The sequence below is a fragment of the Mycobacterium sp. NGS16 genome (assembly GCF_059813225.1).
The window spans coordinates 183163-204230 of record NZ_JCALEE010000007.1; the positions used below are offsets into that span (position 1 = coordinate 183163).

Sequence of the window (21068 nt, forward strand, 5' to 3'; positions counted from 1 at the left end):
GTGACCCCTACGGCGGCCGCAGCAGCACCGGCGGCCCGGCCGGACGTTCGGTTGGTGCCGGCCGCGCTGATCGGCTGGTTGGTCACCGCGGCGGGCATCCAGTGGCAGATCGGCGGCACGCTGGCGGTGTTGTGCGCCGGGCTCGGCGCCTTATCGGGTGCGCTGGGGTGCTACGGCGCGCGGATGCGGCGGCCCGGTTGGCGGCTGGCCGGTGCGGCTCTGGCAGCGGCATCGACAGTGGGGGCAGGGTTCGGGTGGGCGGTCGCGCTGCGCACCGACGCGGTCAGCGCCCACCCGATCACCGCCGCGTTCGGCCGCACCGCCGCGGTGACGGTCACCCCCAGCGAGAGTCCGATGCAGGTCGGCGCCCGCCGGGTGATGTTGCGGGCCACCTTGCAGCGCCTTGATGGTGCCCAATCCTCCGGTCGGGTAGTGGTTTTCGCATCCGGCATGGAATTCGGCGAGGCGATGGTCGGTCAGCCGATGGCGTTCCGCGCCAAGATCGCCCGCCCCACCCGGCGTGACCTGACGGTCGCGACGCTGACCGCCTCCGGGGAGCCCACCTGGGGCCGGCCCGGGTTCATCGCCCGATCGGCTCATCAGGTGCGTGCCCGCTTTGCGGCCGCCGCCTGGCGAGTGCTGCCCAGTGAGCAGGCCCGGATGCTGCCCGCGCTGGTCCTCGGCGATACGTCGGCGATCACCGCTGCCACGGGGCGCGAGTTTCGGGCTGCGGGTTTGACGCACCTGATGGCGGTCTCGGGTGCGAATGTGACCATCGTCTGCGGCGCGGTGTTGTATTCGGCGCGCCTGGTCGGGCCGCGGGCCGCGGCGGTTCTGGCCGGGTTTGCGTTGCTGGCGTTCGTGATCGTTGTGCAGCCGACGGCCAGCGTGTTGCGGGCGGCGGTGATGGGGGCGATCGCGTTGCTCGGGGTGCTGTCGGCGCGCCGGCGCCAGGCGGTTCCGAGTCTGGCCACTAGTGTGTTGGTGCTGCTGGCACTGGCCCCGCACCTGGCCGTCGATGTCGGTTTCGCGTTGTCGGTGGTGGCCACTGCGGCGCTGGTGCTGATCGCACCGGTCTGGTCAGCCCGGCTGGTGGCCCGTGGCTGGCCGAAGCCGCTGGCCGCCGCCGTCGCCGTGGCCTGGGCCGCCAACCTGGTCACCGCGCCGCTGATTGCCGGTATCTCCGGCGGGCTCAGCCTGGTCAGCACGCTCGCCAACCTGGCGGTGGCGGTGCTGGTCGCCCCGATCACCGTGCTGGGTAGCGCGGCGGCGGTGCTGTGCGGATGGTGGCCGGCGGCCGCCGAGCTGTTGATCCGCTTCACCGGGCCCGAACTGTGGTGGGTATGCCGGGTTGCGCATTGGAGCGGCGGGTTTCCCGCCGCCACCGTGCCCGTGCCCGCAGGGATGGCGGGGGTCGTCGGGGTGAGCGCCGCCACATTGCTGATCGTGCTGTGCTGGCGGTGGCGGTGCTGTCGGCGGGTGCTGATCGCGTTGGCGCTGTGCCTGCTGGCCTGGTCGGTCTCGGAGGTGTTGACCGGCTGGGCGGGTGTCGGGGCTGCGTGACACGATTGGCGGGTGAGCCAACCGGTTTCGCCGCTGCATCTGATCCTCGGTGATGAGGAACTGCTGGTCGAGCGGGCGGTTGCGCAGGTCCTGGCGGGGGTACGCGCCCAGGCCGGCAGCACCGACATCCCGGTGGACCGGTTGCGGGCCGGTGAGGTCGAGGCGGGTGAGCTCGCCGAGCTGCTGAGTCCGTCGTTGTTCGCCGATGAACGCGTGGTTGTGCTGGAAGCCGCCGGCGAGGCCGGCAAAGACGCCGTGGCCCTGATCGGATCGACGGCCGCCGACGTCCCGGCGGGCACCGTGCTGGTGGTGGTGCATTCCGGTGCCGGGCGCGCGAAAGCGCTGGCCGGCCAGCTGCAGAAACTCGGCGCCCAGGTGCACCCGTGCGCCCGGATCACCAAGCCCGCCGAACGCGCCGACTTCGTTCGTGCCGAGTTCCGCCGGCTCAAAGCCGAGGTCGACGACGCCTGCGTCGCGGCGCTGCTCGACGCGGTGGGCTCCGATATCCGTGAGTTGGCCTCAGCCTGCTCGCAACTGGTCGCCGATACCGGCGGGCACGTCGACGCCGTCGCGGTGCGCCGCTACCACAGCGGCAAAGCCGAAGTGAAAGGTTTTGACGTCGCCGATCGGGCCGTAGTCGGCGACGTCGAGGGTGCCACCGAGGCGCTGCGCTGGGCGATGATCCGCGGCGAACCGCACGTGGTGCTGGCCGACGCGCTGGCCGAGGCGATCCACACCATCGCCCGGGTCGGGCCGAAGTCCGGTGACCCCTACCGGCTGGCCGGCGAATTGGGCATGCCGCCTTGGCGGGTGCAGAAGGCCCAGAAGCAGTCCCGGTATTGGTCGCGGGAATCGGTGGCTGCCGCGGTGCGGCTGGTGGCCGCCCTCAACGCAGATGTCAAAGGCGCTGCAGCCGACGCCGACTACGCCCTAGAAGCCGCGGTCCGTCAGGTCGCCGAGTTGGCCGCGCGCTAACGGGTGCCGAGCAGAGACGAACGCCCCCAGATTCCGACCGGAATGGGGGCGCTGGTGTCTGCTTGCGCGGGGATCAGAGCTTGTTGAGGGCCTGCGCCAGCGCCGACTTCTTGTTGGCGGCCTGGTTCTTGTGGATCACGCCCTTGCTCGCGGCCTTGTCCAGCTTGCGGCTGGTCGCCACCAGCAGCTCGCCGGCCTTCTCCTTGTCACCGGCCTCAGCGGCCTCACGGAAGGCGCGGATCGCGGTGCGCACCGCCGACTTCACCGACTGGTTGCGCAGCCGGGCGCGCTCGTTGGTCCGGTTGCGCTTCACCTGCGACTTGATGTTGGCCACGGAGTAGTTCCTTCGCAAAAGCTTGAGTTGGGTTCGCCTCCCGACGCGGGGGCAACGGCTGTTCAGGTTACCAGCTGGGCTGTCAACTCCCCAACTTGGCCCAAACGGCCGTCCCTCTGCTCAGCCTCCGACAACTACCTGGTGCAGGTCGTCGCCGAGCTCGATCGGCCCGTCGAACTCCGCGGCCGCCAGCGCGCGCCACTGATCCTCCTGCCCGGGCGCGATGGCGGGCACGTAATGGGTCAGCACCAGCGTGCCGACCCCGGCGCGCTGGGCGGTCACGGCGGCTTCGGCCACCGAGGAGTGGTAGTCGCAGATGTCGCGGATCCGCTGCTGGGGCAGCGCGGCGATGAGGTCCTTGCGGATCACGGTATGGACCAGCGCGCCGGCGCCGGCGGCCAACTCATCGAGGCTGGCGCAGGGCACGGTGTCCCCGGCCAGTACCACCGAAGCACCGGCGTGTTCGATCCGGAACCCGATCGTGGGCGTCACCGGCCGGTGATCGGTGGGCGCCACGGTGACCTGCACGCCATCGCGATCCCACACCGGACCGGCGGTGTGCTCGTGGACCTCGACCGGAGGAGGTGCCGTCAGGTCGGCGTGGTGGGCGATCCGGTAGCCGATGTCGTGCCCGAACGCCCGCAGCGTCGCCTCCACGACGTCTGCTGTGCCCGGCGGGCCGATGATCGGCAGCGGCGCGGGGTCGGGTGTAAACGTGGTGACCCACCGGGTGATCAGCAGGTCACCGAGGTCGGCGATGTGGTCACTGTGCAAGTGGGTGAGCAGCAGCGCCGACAGCGTGTTGGCCGACGCCCCGGCGGCGGCCAGGCGCTGCAACACCCCGCGCCCGCAGTCGATCAGCAGCGCCTGACCGCCGGCCCGGATCAGGGTTGACGGTCCGGCGCGGTCGGGGTCGGGGATCGGGCTTCCGGTGCCCAGCAGGGTGATCTCGATCGTCATGACGTCACATATGCCACAGATCGCCGCCCGGCGGTGGACGATCGGCCAAGTTTCAAGATCGCCTCCCCGCGTCCGGAAAATGGCCTAGCCTGGTGTGAAGCAGATCACTGCGGCGGGAGGCGTCAATGCGCATCGCGGATGTATTGCGGAACAAGGGCGCGGCGGTGGTGACCATCCATCCGGATGCCACCGTCATGGAGTTGCTGGCCGGTTTGGCCGAGCACAACATCGGCGCCATGGTGGTGATGGGACCCGACGGTCTGGAGGGGGTGGCCTCCGAGCGGGATGTGGTACGCCAGCTGCACGTCCACGGTGCCAGCCTGCTGGCGCGGCCGGTGTCGGCGATCATGACCCGATTGGTGGCGACCTGCACCAAATCCGACACCGCCGACGAGGTCAGCATGCTGATGACTGAGCACAGGGCGCGCCACATCCCGGTGCTCGAAGACGGCCGGCTGGCCGGGATCGTGAGCATCGGCGACGTGGTGAAGTCGCGGATGGAGGAGCTGCAGGCCGAGCGCGCGCAGCTGCGCTCCTACATCAGCCAGGGATAGCGGCGAACGCCACGCCGGAGCCGCCGGTCGTGGCGGGGTGCTGCCTGGGTTAGCGGTCGCCGCCCGCGGTAGGGCTCAACTCCACGCGTAGTCGCTGCGCAGCCGGGCGGCCACCACCTCGAACACCGTGCGTTCCAGGATGGCGCCTTCGCGCCGGATCGACTCCTCGGGGACGTCGAGCACGCGGTCCAGCCGTACCCAGCTGAGCCGGCGGCCTTCATCCCAGCTGCCCGCGCCGATCCCCAGCCAGTTGGCGTCTTCGGCGTGACGCGGCTGGCTGGACAACATCAGTCCCAGCAGCATGCTGCGGTCCCGTCCGACAACCAACACCGGCCGGTCCTTGCCCTGATCCGGATCGTCCTCGTAGGCCACCCAGGTCCAGACGATCTCGCCCGGGTCGGCGCGGCCGTTGAGGTCAGGGGCGTAGACCAGGCGGCGGGCACGGTGCGCGGTGGGGACGCTGCTGTTGGTGACCGGTCGGCCCGCCGGGATCGCCGGGGAGGCATCGGACCCTGCGCCGCTGAGGACCTCCAGGCCGATCTTGATGCCCTGCTCGATGCCGCGTTGGATGCGCTGCTGCACCAGCGGCGCCTGCTCGAGTTGGCGGATGAACCGTGGGGCTTCGTTGAACACCAAGTTCTCCGCGAAACGCTGCACCGTCTGCCACGGGGTCTTCCGTGGGGAAGCCATGATCGCAGCATAGGCGAAGTGTGCTTCGACGCGGACGTGCTGCGTCGTCAGCAGCACTACGGCCGCCAAATTTTATTGACGTAAACGTCAACACCGCGCACCGGGAATCTGTACGAAAACTGATGTGCCACTTGTATTGTCCCCAGAACGGCATCGGCGTACGGTCGGAGAATATTCGTTAATACGGGGGGCTTCTAAACGGTGGGGCGTAGCGGCTCGCGAGAGTTAGTCCGCCGCGATCATGCCCTGACAAGGGGAGGGGCCATGGTTGTTTCATCCAGCGTGCGACGTGTCGCTCTCCTGCGTGCGCCCACGGCTTACCAGGAGGTATTTGGGTTGCGCAATTATCCCGGGTTCTGCCCGCAACGATATTGGTGAAAACGACGCGGCCCCTTGGCTTTCCGTCGCGAAGGGTACGTGCGGTAATTCTCCGGCCGCAAGAGACAAGCAGTAGACATCTGAAAGGCATTGAGCATGAACACGCGCAAACTCGGTGTGGTCGGCGGCTTCACCGCCGGTGCGGCATTCGCATTGGCGCCGCTGGCAGCTGCCGACACCGACCCGTTGGCCCCCGTCGTGGCCAGCGAGGTGCAGTCGATGAATTTTCTGTTCGTAACCGACACCGTCCTAGGGGGTGTCCCCGGGAGCGCGCTCACCGAGGGGCCGCAGGGCTTCGCGATCATTAAGCCGGAGGCCGTATCGACGGTTCAGGACAATGGCTCGACGATGTTCGATCACCTGGTCTACGGACTCAACCCGTCGCTCGCCGGGCTCGCCTCCGACCCGGGCGCCTACAGCGTCTTCAACGGCGCGGTGGTCGCCTACGACGACGGCCTCAACTCGCTGATGTACGCGCTGGCGAACAACGGTGCTGTGCTCGATTGGGACAGCGGTGACCTGTTCGGCGGGGCCAGCGCGATGGAGATTGCCAACGGGGCCGCCAGCGGATGGGAAGAGTCCGGGTTGTACTTCCAGGCCAGCCTGGCCGACTTCTTGGGCTACCTCGGCGTCTTCGTGCCCTAGCCGTCCCTGAGAACCGAATGCCGGGGAGCGCACTTCCGGGGATTCGCCTTGCCGCCGGCATGTCCCGGCGTTAACTTAGTGTTTTGGTGGGTGCGCCGCTCTTGCTGCGGGTTTGCAGCTGCATGTGAGCCGATCGCCGGCCCCAAGGCGTGACCCAGGCTGGTTTTCGACGTGCCGATGATCCAACACACAGCACTTCCTGTAAGTGTCGGAGTTGCCCTTAACAAGGCGAGCCGTTAGGTTTTCATCAGCTTTCAGCGACGTGCTGGGGGACATCCGACGGCCGGCCTGGCTGGCGGAGGACATCGGGAAAGGCTATTGAGCATGAGCATTCGCAAGATCGGGGTAATCGGCAGCTTCGCGGCCGGTGCAGCCCTCGCATTGGCCCCGCTGGCGGCCGCCGACGACGACACCACCGAGTTCAACTGGAGCGGCATCGTCAACAGCCAGCACCAGTCGATGAACTGGCTCTTCAACACCGGTGCTGCCCTTACGGGCGCCAAGGAAGACGTCCTCCCGCCCACCGAAACCTACCCGTTCGCGACCATCACCCACGACAACTTGCTGGAGCAGGCGGCGTTCGGCCAGCTGATCTATGGCGTGAACTGGGAAGACGAGATGTCGTCAGGCGCCTCCGGCTCCTACAACCTGCTCAACGGCGCGCTGATGGAGTTCAACAACGGCAGCAACACCCTCCTGTGGGCGCTGATGAACGACGGCGAAAACCTCGACTGGGACAGCGGTGCGCTGTTCGGCGGGAGCGCCGCGGAGGCCATCGCCGCTGCTGCTGCCGAATCCGGCGACGGCTGGGGGCAGGCCAGTGACTACTTCGAGCTCGGTTTCAACGACATCCTGGGCTACTTCGGCATGGACTCGATCGACGCCTAAATCGTCGTAGGAACGCAAACCCCCGGAGGCTGCGCCCTCCGGGGGTTTCGTTTTGTTGCCCCGGCCTCGCTACCCTGACTAGACAGCAAGCCACCCGCTCACCAGGAGATTCCCATCAGCAGCTTCGCCGACCAGACCTTCACCGCGCCGGCGCAGATACGGAACTTCTGCATCATCGCCCACATCGACCACGGCAAGTCCACCCTGGCCGACCGGATGTTGCAGCTGACCGGCGTCGTCGACGACCGGTCGATGCGCGCCCAGTACCTGGACCGGATGGACATCGAGCGCGAGCGCGGCATCACCATCAAGGCGCAGAACGTCCGGTTGCCGTGGGAAACCAACGGCCAAAAACATGTCCTGCACCTGATCGACACCCCCGGCCACGTCGACTTCACCTACGAGGTGTCCCGGGCGCTGGAGGCCTGCGAGGGCGCCATCCTGCTGGTCGACGCCGCCCAGGGCATCGAAGCCCAGACCCTGGCCAACTTGTACCTGGCGCTGGACCGCGACCTGACCATCATCCCGGTGCTCAACAAGATCGACCTGCCCGCCGCGGATCCGGAGCGCTACGCCGCCGAGCTGGCTCACATCATCGGCTGCGAACCCGAGGATGTGCTGAAGGTCTCCGGCAAGACCGGCGAAGGCGTGGCCGAGCTGCTCGACGAAGTCGTCAGGCAGGTGCCGCCGCCCACCGGCGACGCCGACGCGCCCACCCGGGCGATGATCTTCGACTCCGTCTACGACATCTACCGCGGCGTGGTCACCTACGTCCGCGTCGTCGACGGCCGGATCACCCCGCGCGAGAAGATCGCGATGATGTCCACCGGCGCCACCCACGAGCTGCTCGAAGTCGGCATCGTCTCACCGGAGCCGAAAGCCACCCAGGGTCTCGGGGTCGGCGAGGTCGGCTACCTGATCACCGGGGTGAAGGATGTGCGCCAATCCAAGGTCGGCGACACCGTCACCACCGCGCGGGCCGGCGCCACCGAGGCGCTCACCGGCTATCGCGAACCCAAGCCCATGGTCTACTCCGGGCTGTATCCGGTGGACGGATCCGATTACCCGAATCTGCGTGATGCCCTGGACAAGCTGCAGCTCAACGACGCCGCGCTGACCTACGAACCGGAGACGTCGGTGGCGCTGGGCTTCGGCTTCCGGTGCGGCTTTTTGGGTCTGCTGCACATGGAGATCACCCGCGAACGCCTGGAACGCGAATTCGACCTGGACCTGATCTCCACCTCGCCCAACGTCGTCTACCGGGTGATCAAAGAAGGAAAAGGCGGCGAGGCCGACGAAATCATCGTCACCAACCCGTCGGACTGGCCGGAAGGCAAGGTCCGCAACGTCTTTGAACCCGTCGTCAAGACCACCATCATCGCGCCCAGCGAGTTCGTCGGCGCCATCATGGAGCTGTGCCAGTCCCGGCGCGGCGAGCTCGGTGGGATGGACTACCTCTCGCCGGAACGGGTCGAGCTGCGCTACACGATGCCGTTGGGCGAGATCATCTTCGACTTCTTCGACTCGCTGAAATCGCGCACCCGCGGCTACGCCAGCCTGGACTACGAGGAAGCCGGCGAGCAGGAGGCCGATCTGGTCAAGGTCGACATCCTGCTGCAAGGCGAGGCGGTGGACGCCTTCAGTGCGATCGTGCACAAGGACTCGGCGTCGGCCTACGGCAACAAGATGACGACCAAGCTCAAGGAGCTGATCCCGCGCCAGCAGTTCGAGGTGCCGGTGCAGGCCGCGATCGGCTCGAAAATCATTGCCCGGGAAAACATTCGGGCCATCCGCAAGGACGTGCTGTCCAAGTGCTACGGCGGTGACATCACCCGTAAGCGCAAGCTGCTGGAAAAGCAGAAGGAAGGCAAGAAGCGGATGAAGACCATTGGCCGCGTCGATGTGCCGCAGGAGGCGTTCGTTGCGGCACTGTCCACCGATAGCGGCGCTGCCGCCGGGGAGAAGGCTAAAAAGTAGTGGCCGCCCGGGCCGGAAGAACCGCTGCCGCAGCGGCGGCGCTCGTGCTGTTGGTCAGCGGGTGCACCACGGTGGTCTCCGGAACCGTCAGGCCGGCACCGGGACTGGCGCCCACCCCGGTCACCGGAATGGCAGTCCGGCAGGTGCTGCTCGACGACGCCGAGCTGTCGAAGCTGGCCGGTCAGCCCTTCCGCAGCGACCCCAACCTGCCGCCGCGGTTCGGTGGCATCGATGATCTGCCCGATGCCTGGGACGAGGCGGCCCCGGAAGACTGTGTCGGCGCCGCGGTGGGCGGACAGAAGAGCGTCTACGGCGCGGCCGGCGTACAAGATGTCGCCCACGAATTCTGGGACAGCACCTCCGCCGCTGACGACTCGCCGCTGACCGGAGTGGGTGAGGCGGTGATCGCACTGGCCACCGCTTCCGACGCCGACGCGCTGTTCGCCAAGTTCTCGCAGCAGTGGGGCCACTGCGACGGGGTCACGGTGGTCCGAAACGGTGAGGGCAGCGACGCCAGCGGCGAGATCACCGACGTCTCCATCACCGACACGGTGCTCACCGCCACCGTGCGGACCACCGTGGACGGTGAGGTGGGCTTGCGGGTGACGCGGGCGCTGGCGGCGCGGGTGAACTGCCTCGTCGACGTCGACGTGTTCTGGTTCGTCGGCGAGGACGACCACGCCGACGCCCCACCGCCGGGGGACACCACCGCCGCCGACCTGGCGCGGGCGATGCTGGACAAGATCCGCGGCCTCAGCGGTTAATTCCTGGCCGAACGTGAAGATGGCTTCACGGTGGACGGCGAACGTGAAGTCACCTTCACGCTGGGCCGCGCCGGTGGTGGCCCGTCAGTTGGGGGCGTTCGCCGGCTGGAACCCCCCGGTGGAGTCGGCCTCCTCCTCGGCGCGGATCACGTGCACGACGGCGTTGATCAGCGCCAGGTGGGTGAACGCCTGCGGGAAGTTGCCCAGGTGCCGGCCGGTGCGGGGCTCGATCTCCTCGGCGTAGAGGTGCAGCGGGCTGGCGAAGGAGAGCAGCCGCTCACACAGATGCTTGGCCTGGCTGACCTCGCCGATCTCCACCAGCGCCGAGACCAACCAGAACGAGCAGATGGTGAAGGTGCCCTCGGTGCCCGACAGTCCGTCGTCGGTCTCCTCGGTGCGGTAGCGCAGCACCAGACCGTCCTCGGTGAGTTCCTCGGCGATCGCCATCACGGTGGCGCGCACCCGCGGATCGTCGGCCGGCAGGAACCGGGTGAGCACCACCAGCAGCAGCGAGGCGTCCAGCGCATCGCTGCCGTAGCTCTGGGTCAGCACGCCGCGGGAATCCACCCCATTGGCCAGCACGTCGGCCTTGATCTCCTCGGCGATCGCCCGCCACTGCCGGGCATACGACACTTCGCCCTGCAGCTCGGCCAGCTTCGAGCCGCGATCCAGCGCCACCCAACACATCACCTTCGATGAGGTGAAGTGCTGCGGTTCACCGCGGACTTCCCAGATGCCGCGATCAGGCTCGCGCCAGTGCTCGATCGCCTCTTCCACCTGACGCTTGAGCACCGGCCACAGGGTTTCGGGGATCTGCTCGCGGGACTTGGCGTGCAGGTAGACCGAGTCCAGCATGGTGCCCCAGATGTCGTGCTGACGCTGGTTGTAGGCGCCGTTGCCGATCCGCACCGGGCGGGCGTTGTCGTAGCCGGACAGGTGCTCGAGTTCCTCTTCGGCCAGTTCGTGTTCGCCGCCCACGCCGTACATCACCTGCAGTGGACGCTGCTGGCCGTTGTTGGCGCCGGACACGTCGGCGATGAACGAGAAGAAGTCGTCGGCCTCGCGGTCCAGCCCGAGCGTGTAGAGGCCCCACAGTGCGAACGTCGAATCCCGCACCCAGGCGTAGCGGTAATCCCAGTTGCGTTCGCCCTGCGGAGTTTCCGGCAGCGACGTGGTCGCTGCGGCCAGCAGCGCGCCGGTCGGCGAATAGGTCAGCCCCTTGAGCGTCAGCGCGCTGCGCTGCAGATAGACCCGCCACGGATGGTCGGGGAAGTTGCCGATGTTGATCCACTGTCGCCAACACTCGGTGGTATTCCACATTTTGTCGGCGGCTTCGGCGTAGGTCTGCGGCGCGGGGTGTTTGGACCAGCTCAACGCCACGAAGACGTCGTCGCCCTCGGTCAGCCGGGTGCGGGCTCGCGCCTCGCGGCCTTCCAGGCCCAGCCGCAGATTCGTTGTCAACCGCAGTGTCGGGTGGGCGTCCGGGTCTTGGCGGGCTCGCGCGATCGCTTCGCCGTAGGCGTTGGACGAGTATTCCCAGGTGGCGCTGGTGCGGTGATAGTCGAACGCCGGCTCGCAGCTCATGGTCAACTCGACGGTGCCGCTGACGCAGCGCACAGTGCGCAGCAGGATGTGCTCGGCGTCCCAGTCGGTGGGCGTGCGCCGGTGGGTCTGGGACCGCGCCTCGATGTCGTGCCACTTGCCCATCACCAGTGCGTCACGCACGATCAGCCAGCCGGTGTGGGTCTGCCAGGTGGTCTCCATGATCGGACTGCCGGGAAGGTAGCGCCGCGCGGCGGGCACCGAAACCCCGTACGGCCCGAGCCGAAAGTGCCCCGCGCCGCGGTCCAGGATGGAACCGAAGACGCTGGGGGAGTCGGGCCGCGGCACGCACATCCACTCCACCGAGCCGGCCGCTGAGATCAGGCAGTTGGTTTCGCAATCCGACAGGAACGCGTAGTCGGCGATCGGGGGAAACGAGTTGCGGACCTGGCCCGGCGCCGCCGAATAGGGCACCGGTGCGGTGGCCGACAGCGGCGGGGTCACCCTGGCGGCGACGCGGACGTCCGAGGCTGGTGCAGTGACTTCGGGGGCGGTCTTGTCGGGTGCATCGCCCGGCGGGGTGTGCAGGACCATTCCGACATCATCTCTGGCGGCTTGGCGCACGTCCACCTGACCCGCCGCCTCCTGGTTTCGGCTGGCGTCAGGCATCGGTCGATGGCGGCCGACCCGCTGCGCCCGGCTCCGCTGTGCTTGCGATCGCCACGGTGCCGATGGCGCCGACCCGCTGCGATCGCCGCTAAAGTGGGCGAGATGGTTGGCTTCCTGAGCTGGTGGGACGGCGTGGAGCTGTGGCTGTCGGGGCTCGGTTTCGTGGTCCAGACCGCGGTGGTGATGCCGGTGGTGCTGGCGCTGGCCTACGGCCTGGCGGTGGTGCTGGACGCTGCGCTGGGGCAGGGCATCCGGGTGCTCGAACGCGTCCGGCACGACGACGGCGGGGCACGCTAGATGCCGCGCTCGCAGGTGACGTTGATTCTGGTCGGTTTGATCGTGTTGGTGATCGTCAGCTGGCTGTTGACCCGCTGAACCGCGGGGTTTATGCCGCGGTTCCAGCTTCGGCTCTCCTCCGTCGAGCCTCGCTGAACCGCGGGGTTTATGCCGCGGTTCCAGCTTCGGCTCTCCTCCGTCGAGCCTCGCTGAACCGCGGGGTTTATGCCGCGGTTCCAGCTTCGGCTCTCCTCCGTCGCTGAACCGCGGGTTCTGTTACGCTTCCCGGCATGCTCGCAGCGTCCGGTAATGGAGAGTGCCACGTCTTGGCCCTCATTGCCGTGGGAAATTGCGCTGTGGCCGACGTGCACTGTTGTCGCTGAACACCCGCCCGTCGCCGCCTTGATGTCGTAATGCCCGGCAGGTCATCCATGGGGCAACCATCTCCGCGAAGCGACAGGACCGAATCTGCTCAGCCTGCACTGAAAGGTCATCAATGCTTCACACCGTCAGAGGCGCCGCCCTGGCGCTGACCGCTGTTTTGATCGCCGGCTGCGGCGGGGGGCCCAGCGACGTGGTCGGTGGTGCCGAGCGGTCCGATGCACACACCACCCTGACGCTGGTGGCCTACGCGGTTCCCGAACCCGGCTGGAGCAAGGTGATCCCGGCGTTCTACGGCACCGAGGAGGGTGCCGACGTGCAGGTCGTCACTTCTTACGGCGCTTCGGGGGACCAGTCCCGCGGCGTCGCCAACGGCAAACCGGCCGACATCGTGAATTTCTCGGTGGAGCCCGACATCACCCGGCTGGTCAAGGCCGGCAAGGTGGCCGAGGACTGGAATGCCGACGTCACCAAAGGCATCCCGTTCGGTTCGGTGGTCACCCTGGTGGTGCGGCAGGGCAATCCCAAGCACATCAAGGACTGGGACGACCTGTTGGCCCCCGGCGTCGAGGTGATCACCCCCAGCCCACTGAGCTCCGGATCGGCCAAGTGGAATCTGCTGGCTCCCTACGCCGTCAAGAGCCAGGGCGGCAAGGATCCGCAGGCCGGCCTGGATTTCGTCGACAAGCTGGTCAGTGATCACGTCAAGCTGCGCCCGGGCTCCGGGCGAGAGGCCACCGACGTGTTCCTGCAGGGCAGCGGCGACGTGCTGATCAGCTACGAGAACGAGGCGATCGCCGTCGAGCGCAAGGGCAAACCGGTGGAGCATGTGAACCCGGCGCAGACCTTCAAGATCGAGAACCCGCTGGCGGTGGTGTCCTCCAGCCGGCACCTCGAGGCCGTCACCGCGTTCAAGAACTTCCAGTACACGACCGTGGCGCAACGCCTGTGGGCGCAGGCGGGCTTCCGTCCGGCCGACCCGGGCATCGCGGCCGAGTTCCGCGAGGAGTTCCCGGCGCCGGACAAGCTCTGGACGATCGCGGATCTGGGCGGGTGGGACGTCGTTGACACCGGCCTGTTCGACAAGGAAAACGGCACCATCACCAAGATCTACACCCGGGTCACCGGATGACGGCGATCGTGGTCAGCGAGGCGACCCGGCCCGGCGAGGGTGGGCCGCCGGTGCATGCCGGGTTCCGGCGCGAAGGCGTCTCACTGCGGGTCGGTGCCGCGGTGGTCTGGCTGTCGCTGATCGTGCTGGCGCCGCTGGCCGCGATCGCCTGGCAGGCCGCCGGCGGCGGTTGGCAGGCGTTCCGCCTGGCGGTCACCTCGCACGCCGCGCTGGAGTCCTTCCGCGTGACGTTGACGATCGCGGCCGGCGTCACCGTGGTCAACCTGGTGTTCGGCCTGCTGATCGCTTGGGTGCTGGTGCGTGACGATTTCGTCGGTAAGCGCTTCATCGACGTGATCATCGACCTGCCGTTCGCGTTGCCCACCATCGTCGCCAGTCTGGTGATGCTGGCGTTGTACGGTCCGGCCAGCCCGGTGCACGTGCATCTGCAGCACACCGCCGCCGGCGTCGGCCTAGCGCTGGCGTTTGTCACGCTGCCGTTCGTGGTGCGCGCCGTGCAACCGGTGCTGCTGGAGATCGATCGGGAGGTCGAGGAAGCCGCGGCGTCGCTGGGCGCCTCCGGCGCGACGATCTTTCGCACGGTGGTGCTGCCGTCGCTGACCCCGGCGCTGCTGACCGGTGCGGGCCTGGCGTTCTCCCGGGCAATCGGCGAGTTCGGTTCGGTGGTGCTGATCGGCGGGGCGGTGCCCGGCAAGACCGAGGTCTCCTCACAGTGGATCCGCACTTTGATCGAGAACGACGACCGCACCGGTGCCGCAGCGATCTCCCTGGTGCTGCTCGGAATTTCGTTCCTGGTGCTGCTGGCGCTGCGGGTGCTGGGCGCGCGGGTGACCAAGCGGCAGGAGCGGTCGGCATGACTCCGTCGCGCAAAGTCCGTTACCTCATCCGGTTCGTGGCGCTGGCTTACATCAGCCTGCTGTTGATCGTTCCGGTGTCGTTGATCCTGTGGCGCAGTTTCGCCCCCGGATTCGGGCAGTTCTTCGCCTACATCTCCACCCCGGCGGCCATCTCGGCGTTGCAGCTGTCGCTGCTGGTGGTGGCGATTGTGGTGCCGCTGAACGTCATCTTCGGTATCCCGACGGCACTGGTGCTGGCCCGCAACAAGTTCCGCGGCAAGGGCGCACTGCAGGCGATCATCGACCTGCCGTTCGCGGTGTCGCCGGTGATCGTCGGTGTCGCGCTGATCGTGCTGTGGGGCTCGGCCGGGTTGCTGGGCTTCGTGGAGAACGACTGGGGTCTCAAGATCATTTTCGGCCTGCCGGGCATCGTGCTGGCCAGCATCTTCGTGACGCTGCCGTTCGTCATCCGGGAAGTCGAACCGGTGCTGCACGAACTGGGCACCGACATGGAGGAAGCGGCAGCGACGCTGGGTTCGAGTTGGTGGCAGACGTTCTGGCGGATCACGCTGCCGTCGATCCGGTGGGGCCTGACGTACGGGATCGTGCTGACCGTGGCGCGCACCCTCGGCGAGTACGGCGCTGTGCTGATCGTCTCGTCGAACCTGCCCGGCAAGTCCCAGACGCTGACGCTGCTGGTCTCCGACCGTTACAACCGCGGCGCTGAATACGGCGCCTACGCCTTGTCCACACTGCTGATGACGGTGTCGGTACTGGTGTTGATCGTTCAGGTGGTGCTCGACATGCGGCGTGCCGGAAAGGGGAGCAGATGAGCCACGCGATCACCGTGCGCGGAGCCAACAAGCGCTACGGAGACTTCGTCGCCCTCGACAACGTCGACTTCGCGGTGCCGTCCGGTTCGCTCACCGCGCTGCTCGGCCCCAGCGGTTCGGGCAAGTCGACCCTGCTGCGGGCGATCGCCGGCCTGGATCACCCCGACAGCGGCACCGTCACCATCAACGGTGTCGACGTCACCGGGGTTCCGCCGCAGCGGCGCGGCATCGGCTTCGTGTTCCAGCATTACGCAGCGTTCAAACACATGACGGTGCGCGACAACGTGGCGTTTGGGCTCAAGATCCGCAAGCGGCCCAAGTCCGAGGTCAAGGAGAAGGTGGACAACCTGCTGGAAGTGGTGGGACTCAGCGGTTTTCAGACCCGCTACCCCAACCAGCTCTCCGGCGGGCAGCGGCAGCGGATGGCGTTGGCGCGGGCGCTGGCGGTGGATCCGCAGGTGCTGCTGCTCGACGAGCCGTTCGGCGCCCTGGATGCGAAGGTCCGCGAGGATCTGCGGGCCTGGCTGCGCCGCCTGCATGACGAGGTGAACGTCACCACGGTGCTGGTCACCCACGACCAGGCGGAGGCGCTGGACGTCGCCGACCGGATCGCCGTGCTCAATCAGGGCCGCATCGAGCAGCTCGGCACCCCGACCGAGGTCTATGACGCCCCGGCGAACGCCTTCGTGATGTCGTTTCTCGGCGCGGTGTCCTCGCTCAACGGCACCCTGGTGCGCCCGCACGACATCCGGGTCGGACGCACCCCCGAGATGGCGGTGGCCAACATCGACGGCACCGCCGAGTCCACCGGGGTGTTGCGCGCCGTGGTCGACCGGGTGGTGGCCTTGGGCTTCGAGGTGCGGGTGGAACTGACCAACGCCGCGACCAAAGTGCCGTTCACCGCGCAGATCACCCGCGGCGACGCCGAGGCGCTTGCGTTGGCCGAAGGCGACACGGTCTATGTGCGGGCGACCCGGGTGCCGCCGCTGAAGGAAGTGCCCGTCACGGACGCACCGATGCCTGCTTAGCGCCGGAATTTGCGCTGAGGCAGGGACAATCGCCGAATCAGCGGCGTGGCTGCGATCTCGCCGCGTCAGGCGGCGGCGTGGCCCGCGTTGAGCGCCGCTTCGACCCGGTCCAGCACGGTCGCCGCCACCAGACGGTGCGCGCCGAGCGGCTCGGCCATCGCGATTCCGGCTCGCTGGGCATAGGCGGCGATCCCGTCGGTGATCCTGCCGTGCGCTAAGAACCACGGTGCGATCATCAGCCTGGTGGCCCCGCGCGCCTTGAGGCGTTCAACGGCTTCGGGCACTGACGGTCCCTGCGTGGCGAAGGCCACTTCCACTCCAGCCCAACGGGTTCCGCGAGACAACGGTGTGGCGACGCGGGCGGTGCGCGCATTGGCGGCAGCGTGCGAGGAACCCACCGCGACCACCACCACGCCGAGCTCCGGGTCGAACCGGGATGCCCCCGCGGCCGTCAGCCGCTCACCGAGCACCTGCACCAGCCGGTCATCCTCGCCCAGGGTCGGCGCCACCTGCACCGCAGCCCCGCACTGCGCGATCACTCCCGGGATGTCGATGCGGGCGTGATAGGCGCTGGCCAGCAGGAACGGGACCACGATGGTCGGGCCGCTGGAACTGGTGTCCAGCACATCGCGCAGGCTGGGCGTGCTGTGCTCGCAGAACGCCGCGCGCACTGTGAATTCCGGTGCGACCCGACGCAGATGCCCGGCGATCGCGTGGGTGTTGGCCGCCGAGCGCGGATCCCGGCTGCCGTGCGCCGTCAAGACCAGCGTCGTCATGCGCCGCTCCTCGCCCCCTCGCCGCTGCGCGGCTGGGGGTGCCCCCAGATCGCTGCGCTCTGCATCGTCGCGACGCGCGTGGTCACGAGGCGTGCAGCCCGCATTCGGTCTTGGCTAGGCCCGCCCAGCGTCCGCTGCGCGGATCGGCGCCTGCCGCGGGTTTGATGGTGCACGGTGCGCACCCGATCGACGGGTATCCCTCGTCGATCAGCGGGTTGACCAGCACATTGTTGGCGGCGATGTAGGCGTTCATGTCCTCGTCGGTCCACGCCGCCAGCGGGTTGACCTTCACCAGGCCGAACTGCTCGTCGAAGCTGATCAGCGGAGCATTGGCGCGGGTCGGCGCCTCCACCCGGCGCAGCCCGGTCACCCACGCCGAGTAGCCGCGCAGCGTGCGGGCCAAGGGCTCAACCTTGCGCAGCCGGCAGCACAGCGCCGGGTTGGATGCGAACAGGTCTTTGCCGTGCGCGGCGTCCTGTTCCGCCACGGTCTGATCGGGCGTGACGTTGACCAACGAGATGTCGTACATCGCCTCCACCGCATCGCGGGTGCCGATGGTTTCAGCGAAGTGATAGCCGGTGTCGAGGAACAGCACCGGAACCCCGGCGCGAACCTTGGCTGCCAGGTCCACCAGCACCGCGTCGGCCATATTGGACGCCACCACGTAGTTGCAGGTCGCGCCGCCACGGGGCCCGTTCACCCCGCCGAAGTTCGCGTCGGTCCACTCCAGCAGTTCGGTAGCAGTGGCACCGTCGAGCTCCGCGGCGCCCTTGGCGGCCAGCTCACGCAGTTCGTCCTCGGTGTGGGGCCTCATCGCAGGTCGCCCTCGTCGGCCCGCACCGCCCACTGGGCGAATCGCTCACCGGCGTTGCGGCCCTTGATGAAGTTGCGTACCACCCGGTCGATGTAGTCGCCGAGCTCGTCGCTGAACACCTTGTGCTGGCGCAGTTTACGGCCGAACCCGCTGTCGGCGCCCAGGCTGCCGCCCAGGTGCACCTGAAAGCCCGGGACCGAGTTGCCGTTGCCGTCGTCGATCATCTGGCCCTTGAATCCGATGTCGGCCACTTGGATTCGGGCACACGAGTTCGGGCACCCGTTGATGTTGACGGTGATCGGCACGTCCAGCAGTGCGTTGAGATCATCGAGGCGCTTTTCGAGCTCGGGCACCAGAGACTGCGCACGCACCCGCGTCTCGACGAATGAGAGCTTGCAGAACTCCAACCCGGTGCAGGCCATCAGGTTGCGTCGCCACGGTGACGGGTTGGCCGGCAGGCCCAGCGCGTCCAGTTCGGTGAGCAGCCCGTCGAGCTTCTCGTCGGGAACGTCGAGAATGATCAGCTTCTGGTACGGGGTGAACCGTGCCCGGTCCGAACCGACCTGCTCCATCAGCTCGGCCACCTTGAGCAGCGTCGCCCCGTTCACCCGACCGGAGATCGGGGCCACCCCGACCGCGTTGCGGCCGTTGCGGGTCTTTTGCACCCCGACGTGGTCGATGGTGGCGGTGGGCTGGGCGGGAGCCGGCCCGTCGATCAGTTTGCGGCCCAAGAATTCGGTCTCGAGAACATCGCGGAACTTTTCCGGGCCCCAGTCCTTGAGCAGGAACTTCAGCCGGGCCTTGGACCGCAACCGGCGGTAGCCGTAGTCGCGGAACAACCGGGTGACGGCCTCCCAGACGTCGGGCACCTCCTCGAGCGGGACCCACGCGCCGAGGCGCTGCGCCAGCATCGGGTTGGTCGACAGGCCGCCGCCCACCCACAGGTCCAGGCCGGGGCCGTGCTCGGGGTGGTTGACGCCGATGAAAGAGATGTCGTTGATCTCGTGGGCGACGTCGGGCAGTCCCGACACCGCGGTCTTGTACTTGCGCGGCAGGTTGGCGTACTCGGCTTTGCCGATGTAGCGCCGGACGATCTCGTCCAGGGCGGGGGAGGCGTCGAGCACCTCATCGAGTGACTCCCCGGCCAGCGGTGATCCCAGCATGCCGCGCGGGCAGTCGCCGCACGCCTCCATGGTCTGCAGCCCGACCGCGGCCAGCCGGTCCCAGATCTCGGGAACCTTCTCGATCTCGATCCAGTGGTATTGCAGGTTGTTGCGGTCGGAGATATCGGCGGTGCCGCGGGCGTACTCCACCGAGATCTCGCCGAGGGTCCGCATCGCGGCGGCCGACAAGGCCTTGCCGTCGCAGCGCACCCGCATCATGAAGTACTTGGCCTCCAGCAGGTCGGCGTTCTCGTCGCCGGTGAAGGTGCCGTCGTAGCCCTGTTCGCGCTGGGTGTAGAGCCCCATCCAGCGGAATCGGCCGCGCAGGTCGTCCTTGGTGATGGAATCGAAGCCCTGCTTGGAGTAGACCTCGAGGATTCGTTCCCGGACGTTGAGGGCCGGGTCATCCTGCTTGAACTGCTCGTTGTGGTTGACCGGTTCGGTTTCGCCGAGCGCCCACTGGGCCTCGCTGCGCTTGGCCCTGCTCGGAGGAGCGGACGAAGTGGCGGTCATGATTCTCCTTCACAAAGGAGCTGGCGGGATTGACGCGGATAACCGGCGACTGTCTCCGGCGGCGCAGATCCGGCGGCCAGCTGGAAAGTACAGGTGGGCGGTTCTACGACATCAAGGCAGACAGCGACAGCTGCAAACCCGCTTGAGATCGATGTGCCGCCGAGCCACCAAGGCAACCCCGGACGCGGTGCAGTAGGCGGCAGTCACGCGGCCGATTATGCCATGGATGCCGAAAATCTTCCTTACCGGCGCAAAGTTGTGATCAGCGTGCGCAAAACTCATTGGGGGCCCGACGGCGACGCGGTCGGGGCGGGAGGGCCGGATCGGGACAGACCGGGACCGTGCGGACCCGGATGCGGAGCCGCACGCAACAGCTGATTGGAAGCTGATTGGAAGGCGGGTGGGACAGGTGAGTGTCGTCGACTTCGGGTGGGAGTTGTGGGAACCGCCGCCGGTACCGGAACCGTCCCCGCGGGCTAACGGACGCGCCGTGCTGCGGCGCTGGCTGGCGATCGCAACGCTGCTGGCCGGCGTGGGCGGCGGCGGCTGGTTGGCCGTCCAGCACTACGAAACCCACCAGGCCGGCGAGCAGGCGCTGCAGGCCGCCCAGGCATATGTGTTGCGGCTGACGGACATTGATGCCGACGACGTCGACCGCAGCTTCGCCAACATCGCCGAAGGGTCCACCGGTGAGTTCAACCGCATGCACGTCCGGTCCGGGGCGAAGCTGCGTCAGCTGCTGATCGACAACAAGGCGACCGCGCGCGGCCACGTCGCCGAAGCGGTGGTCAAATCCGCCGATCGAAGCCACGCCGTGGTGGTGTTGATGGTCAACCAGGCGGTGCGCAACGCCGACAACCCCGAACCGGTGATGGACCGCAGCCGGATCCGGATGACCATGGACAAGGTCGACGGCCGCTGGCTGGCCAGCAAGGTGGAGTTGGTATGAGGAAATTCACAGCGCTGATCGCCGGCGTGCTGCTGGTCGGTGCCGCCGAACTGACCGGCGCCGCCAACGCCGATCCGATCAACTGGGAAGCCATCGCCAGATGCGAATCCGGCGGCAATTGGGCGGCCGACAGCGGTAACGGCGACTACGGCGGCTTGCAGATCAGTGCGGCCGCCTGGGACGCCAACGGCGGGGTCGGGTTGCCGTCGCAGGCCAGCCCGCAGCAGCAGATCGCCGTCGCCAAGCGCATCATGGCCAACCAGGGGCCCGGTGCCTGGCCGACCTGCGCGTCCCGCGGTGTTTCTGCCACCAGCGGCGCCGGGGCGGCGCCGGTGGGGTCGCTGACCCACTATCTGTCGGCGCTGTTCGACGACACCGCGGGACTGGACGCTCAGGCCGGCTGAGGCGCACTGCGCCGCCCCGCGGCC

The 21068-nt window shown here is 67.9% G+C and carries 23 protein-coding genes; 15 read left to right on the plus strand and 8 right to left on the minus strand.

The window, feature by feature from the left end; translation table 11 throughout:
- Complete coding sequence (locus tag AC5Y4Q_RS16740; RefSeq protein WP_125224580.1) at positions 1 to 1563, plus strand: ComEC/Rec2 family competence protein; 1563 nt, start codon at positions 1 to 3, stop codon at positions 1561 to 1563.
- A gap of 12 nt (positions 1564 to 1575) precedes the next feature.
- Entirely contained in the window at positions 1576 to 2538 is a 963-nt protein-coding gene (holA, locus tag AC5Y4Q_RS16745) for a DNA polymerase III subunit delta (protein ID WP_125224581.1), read from the plus strand.
- Between the two features lie 73 nt (positions 2539 to 2611).
- Here the strand turns inward: holA and rpsT are convergent, their stop codons facing one another.
- Positions 2612 to 2872 (minus strand): 30S ribosomal protein S20, encoded by a 261-nt coding sequence (rpsT, locus tag AC5Y4Q_RS16750; RefSeq protein ID WP_064921292.1) that lies wholly within the window; start codon positions 2870 to 2872, stop codon positions 2612 to 2614.
- A gap of 120 nt (positions 2873 to 2992) precedes the next feature.
- Positions 2993 to 3832 (minus strand): ribonuclease Z, encoded by an 840-nt coding sequence (locus tag AC5Y4Q_RS16755; protein WP_125224582.1) that lies wholly within the window; start codon positions 3830 to 3832, stop codon positions 2993 to 2995.
- A gap of 125 nt (positions 3833 to 3957) precedes the next feature.
- Between AC5Y4Q_RS16755 and AC5Y4Q_RS16760 the strand changes: the two genes are divergently transcribed.
- Complete coding sequence (locus AC5Y4Q_RS16760) at positions 3958 to 4386, plus strand: CBS domain-containing protein (protein ID WP_064922341.1); 429 nt, start codon at positions 3958 to 3960, stop codon at positions 4384 to 4386.
- Positions 4387 to 4461: 75 nt separating this feature from the next.
- Here AC5Y4Q_RS16760 and AC5Y4Q_RS16765 read toward each other — a convergent pair whose 3' ends face one another.
- Positions 4462 to 5076 (minus strand): type II toxin-antitoxin system PemK/MazF family toxin, encoded by a 615-nt coding sequence (locus tag AC5Y4Q_RS16765; protein WP_065019376.1) that lies wholly within the window; start codon positions 5074 to 5076, stop codon positions 4462 to 4464.
- A 474-nt stretch (positions 5077 to 5550) separates the two neighbouring features.
- Between AC5Y4Q_RS16765 and AC5Y4Q_RS16770 the strand changes: the two genes are divergently transcribed.
- From AC5Y4Q_RS16770 to AC5Y4Q_RS16785, 4 genes are all read left to right on the plus strand, one after another.
- The gene (locus AC5Y4Q_RS16770; RefSeq protein ID WP_065019370.1) at positions 5551 to 6099 is read left to right on the plus strand and encodes a hypothetical protein; all 549 of its coding nucleotides are present in this window, start codon (positions 5551 to 5553) and stop codon (positions 6097 to 6099) included.
- 324 nt (positions 6100 to 6423) lie between these two features.
- Positions 6424 to 6987 (plus strand): hypothetical protein, encoded by a 564-nt coding sequence (locus tag AC5Y4Q_RS16775; RefSeq protein WP_064922339.1) that lies wholly within the window; start codon positions 6424 to 6426, stop codon positions 6985 to 6987.
- A gap of 108 nt (positions 6988 to 7095) precedes the next feature.
- On the plus strand, positions 7096 to 8964 hold the full coding sequence (gene lepA / locus AC5Y4Q_RS16780) for a translation elongation factor 4 (RefSeq protein ID WP_082952656.1): 1869 nt from the start codon (positions 7096 to 7098) through the stop codon (positions 8962 to 8964).
- Positions 8964 to 9728, plus strand: coding sequence for a sensor domain-containing protein (locus AC5Y4Q_RS16785; protein ID WP_064922336.1), 765 nt, complete (start codon positions 8964 to 8966; stop codon positions 9726 to 9728). The genes lepA and AC5Y4Q_RS16785 overlap by 1 nt, the downstream gene beginning before the upstream one ends.
- 84 nt (positions 9729 to 9812) lie before the next feature.
- Here AC5Y4Q_RS16785 and AC5Y4Q_RS16790 read toward each other — a convergent pair whose 3' ends face one another.
- Positions 9813 to 11774 (minus strand): glycoside hydrolase family 15 protein, encoded by a 1962-nt coding sequence (locus AC5Y4Q_RS16790; RefSeq protein WP_109535685.1) that lies wholly within the window; start codon positions 11772 to 11774, stop codon positions 9813 to 9815.
- A 267-nt stretch (positions 11775 to 12041) separates the two neighbouring features.
- On the opposite strand from AC5Y4Q_RS16790, the gene AC5Y4Q_RS16795 reads away from it, so the two are divergent.
- The 6 genes from AC5Y4Q_RS16795 (at position 12042) to AC5Y4Q_RS16820 (ending at position 16425) form a co-directional block, all read left to right on the plus strand.
- Positions 12042 to 12236: a hypothetical protein gene (locus AC5Y4Q_RS16795; protein WP_064922345.1), complete on the plus strand. Its 195-nt coding sequence runs from the start codon at positions 12042 to 12044 to the stop codon at positions 12234 to 12236.
- Between the two features lie 269 nt (positions 12237 to 12505).
- Positions 12506 to 12598 (plus strand): Ms4533A family Cys-rich leader peptide, encoded by a 93-nt coding sequence (locus AC5Y4Q_RS16800; protein WP_419179703.1) that lies wholly within the window; start codon positions 12506 to 12508, stop codon positions 12596 to 12598.
- 113 nt (positions 12599 to 12711) lie between these two features.
- Positions 12712 to 13728: an extracellular solute-binding protein gene (locus tag AC5Y4Q_RS16805; RefSeq protein ID WP_064922335.1), complete on the plus strand. Its 1017-nt coding sequence runs from the start codon at positions 12712 to 12714 to the stop codon at positions 13726 to 13728.
- Positions 13725 to 14585, plus strand: coding sequence for a sulfate ABC transporter permease subunit CysT (cysT, locus tag AC5Y4Q_RS16810; RefSeq protein ID WP_064922334.1), 861 nt, complete (start codon positions 13725 to 13727; stop codon positions 14583 to 14585). Before AC5Y4Q_RS16805 ends, cysT begins: the two co-directional genes overlap by 4 nt.
- A complete protein-coding gene (gene cysW, locus AC5Y4Q_RS16815; RefSeq protein ID WP_064922333.1) occupies positions 14582 to 15397 on the plus strand; it encodes a sulfate ABC transporter permease subunit CysW in 816 nt (271 codons plus the stop codon). The genes cysT and cysW overlap by 4 nt, the downstream gene beginning before the upstream one ends.
- Positions 15394 to 16425 carry a sulfate/molybdate ABC transporter ATP-binding protein gene (locus tag AC5Y4Q_RS16820; RefSeq protein WP_064922332.1) on the plus strand — a complete coding sequence of 344 codons (1032 nt, stop codon included), beginning with the start codon at positions 15394 to 15396 and terminating at the stop codon, positions 16423 to 16425. Before cysW ends, AC5Y4Q_RS16820 begins: the two co-directional genes overlap by 4 nt.
- A 65-nt stretch (positions 16426 to 16490) precedes the next feature.
- Here AC5Y4Q_RS16820 and AC5Y4Q_RS16825 read toward each other — a convergent pair whose 3' ends face one another.
- The 4 genes from AC5Y4Q_RS16825 to AC5Y4Q_RS16840 all read right to left on the minus strand — a co-directional run bounded on the left by AC5Y4Q_RS16825 (position 16491) and on the right by AC5Y4Q_RS16840 (position 19973).
- The gene (locus AC5Y4Q_RS16825; RefSeq protein ID WP_064922331.1) at positions 16491 to 17201 is read right to left on the minus strand and encodes a sirohydrochlorin chelatase; all 711 of its coding nucleotides are present in this window, start codon (positions 17199 to 17201) and stop codon (positions 16491 to 16493) included.
- 82 nt (positions 17202 to 17283) lie between these two features.
- Positions 17284 to 18015: a phosphoadenylyl-sulfate reductase gene (locus AC5Y4Q_RS16830; protein WP_064922330.1), complete on the minus strand. Its 732-nt coding sequence runs from the start codon at positions 18013 to 18015 to the stop codon at positions 17284 to 17286.
- Positions 18012 to 19691, minus strand: a complete 1680-nt coding sequence (locus AC5Y4Q_RS16835; RefSeq protein ID WP_064922329.1) for a nitrite/sulfite reductase — start codon at positions 19689 to 19691, stop codon at positions 18012 to 18014. The genes AC5Y4Q_RS16830 and AC5Y4Q_RS16835 overlap by 4 nt, the downstream gene beginning before the upstream one ends.
- A gap of 111 nt (positions 19692 to 19802) precedes the next feature.
- The gene (locus AC5Y4Q_RS16840) at positions 19803 to 19973 is read right to left on the minus strand and encodes an Ms4527A family Cys-rich leader peptide (protein ID WP_419179704.1); all 171 of its coding nucleotides are present in this window, start codon (positions 19971 to 19973) and stop codon (positions 19803 to 19805) included.
- Between the two features lie 127 nt (positions 19974 to 20100).
- Between AC5Y4Q_RS16840 and AC5Y4Q_RS16845 the strand changes: the two genes are divergently transcribed.
- Together AC5Y4Q_RS16845 and AC5Y4Q_RS16850 are read left to right on the plus strand one after the other, a co-directional pair.
- Entirely contained in the window at positions 20101 to 20640 is a 540-nt protein-coding gene (locus tag AC5Y4Q_RS16845) for an Rv1363c family protein (RefSeq protein WP_234786524.1), read from the plus strand.
- A complete protein-coding gene (locus AC5Y4Q_RS16850) occupies positions 20637 to 21044 on the plus strand; it encodes a transglycosylase family protein (protein ID WP_499959703.1) in 408 nt (135 codons plus the stop codon). Before AC5Y4Q_RS16845 ends, AC5Y4Q_RS16850 begins: the two co-directional genes overlap by 4 nt.
- Positions 21045 to 21068: the final 24 nt, after the last annotated feature.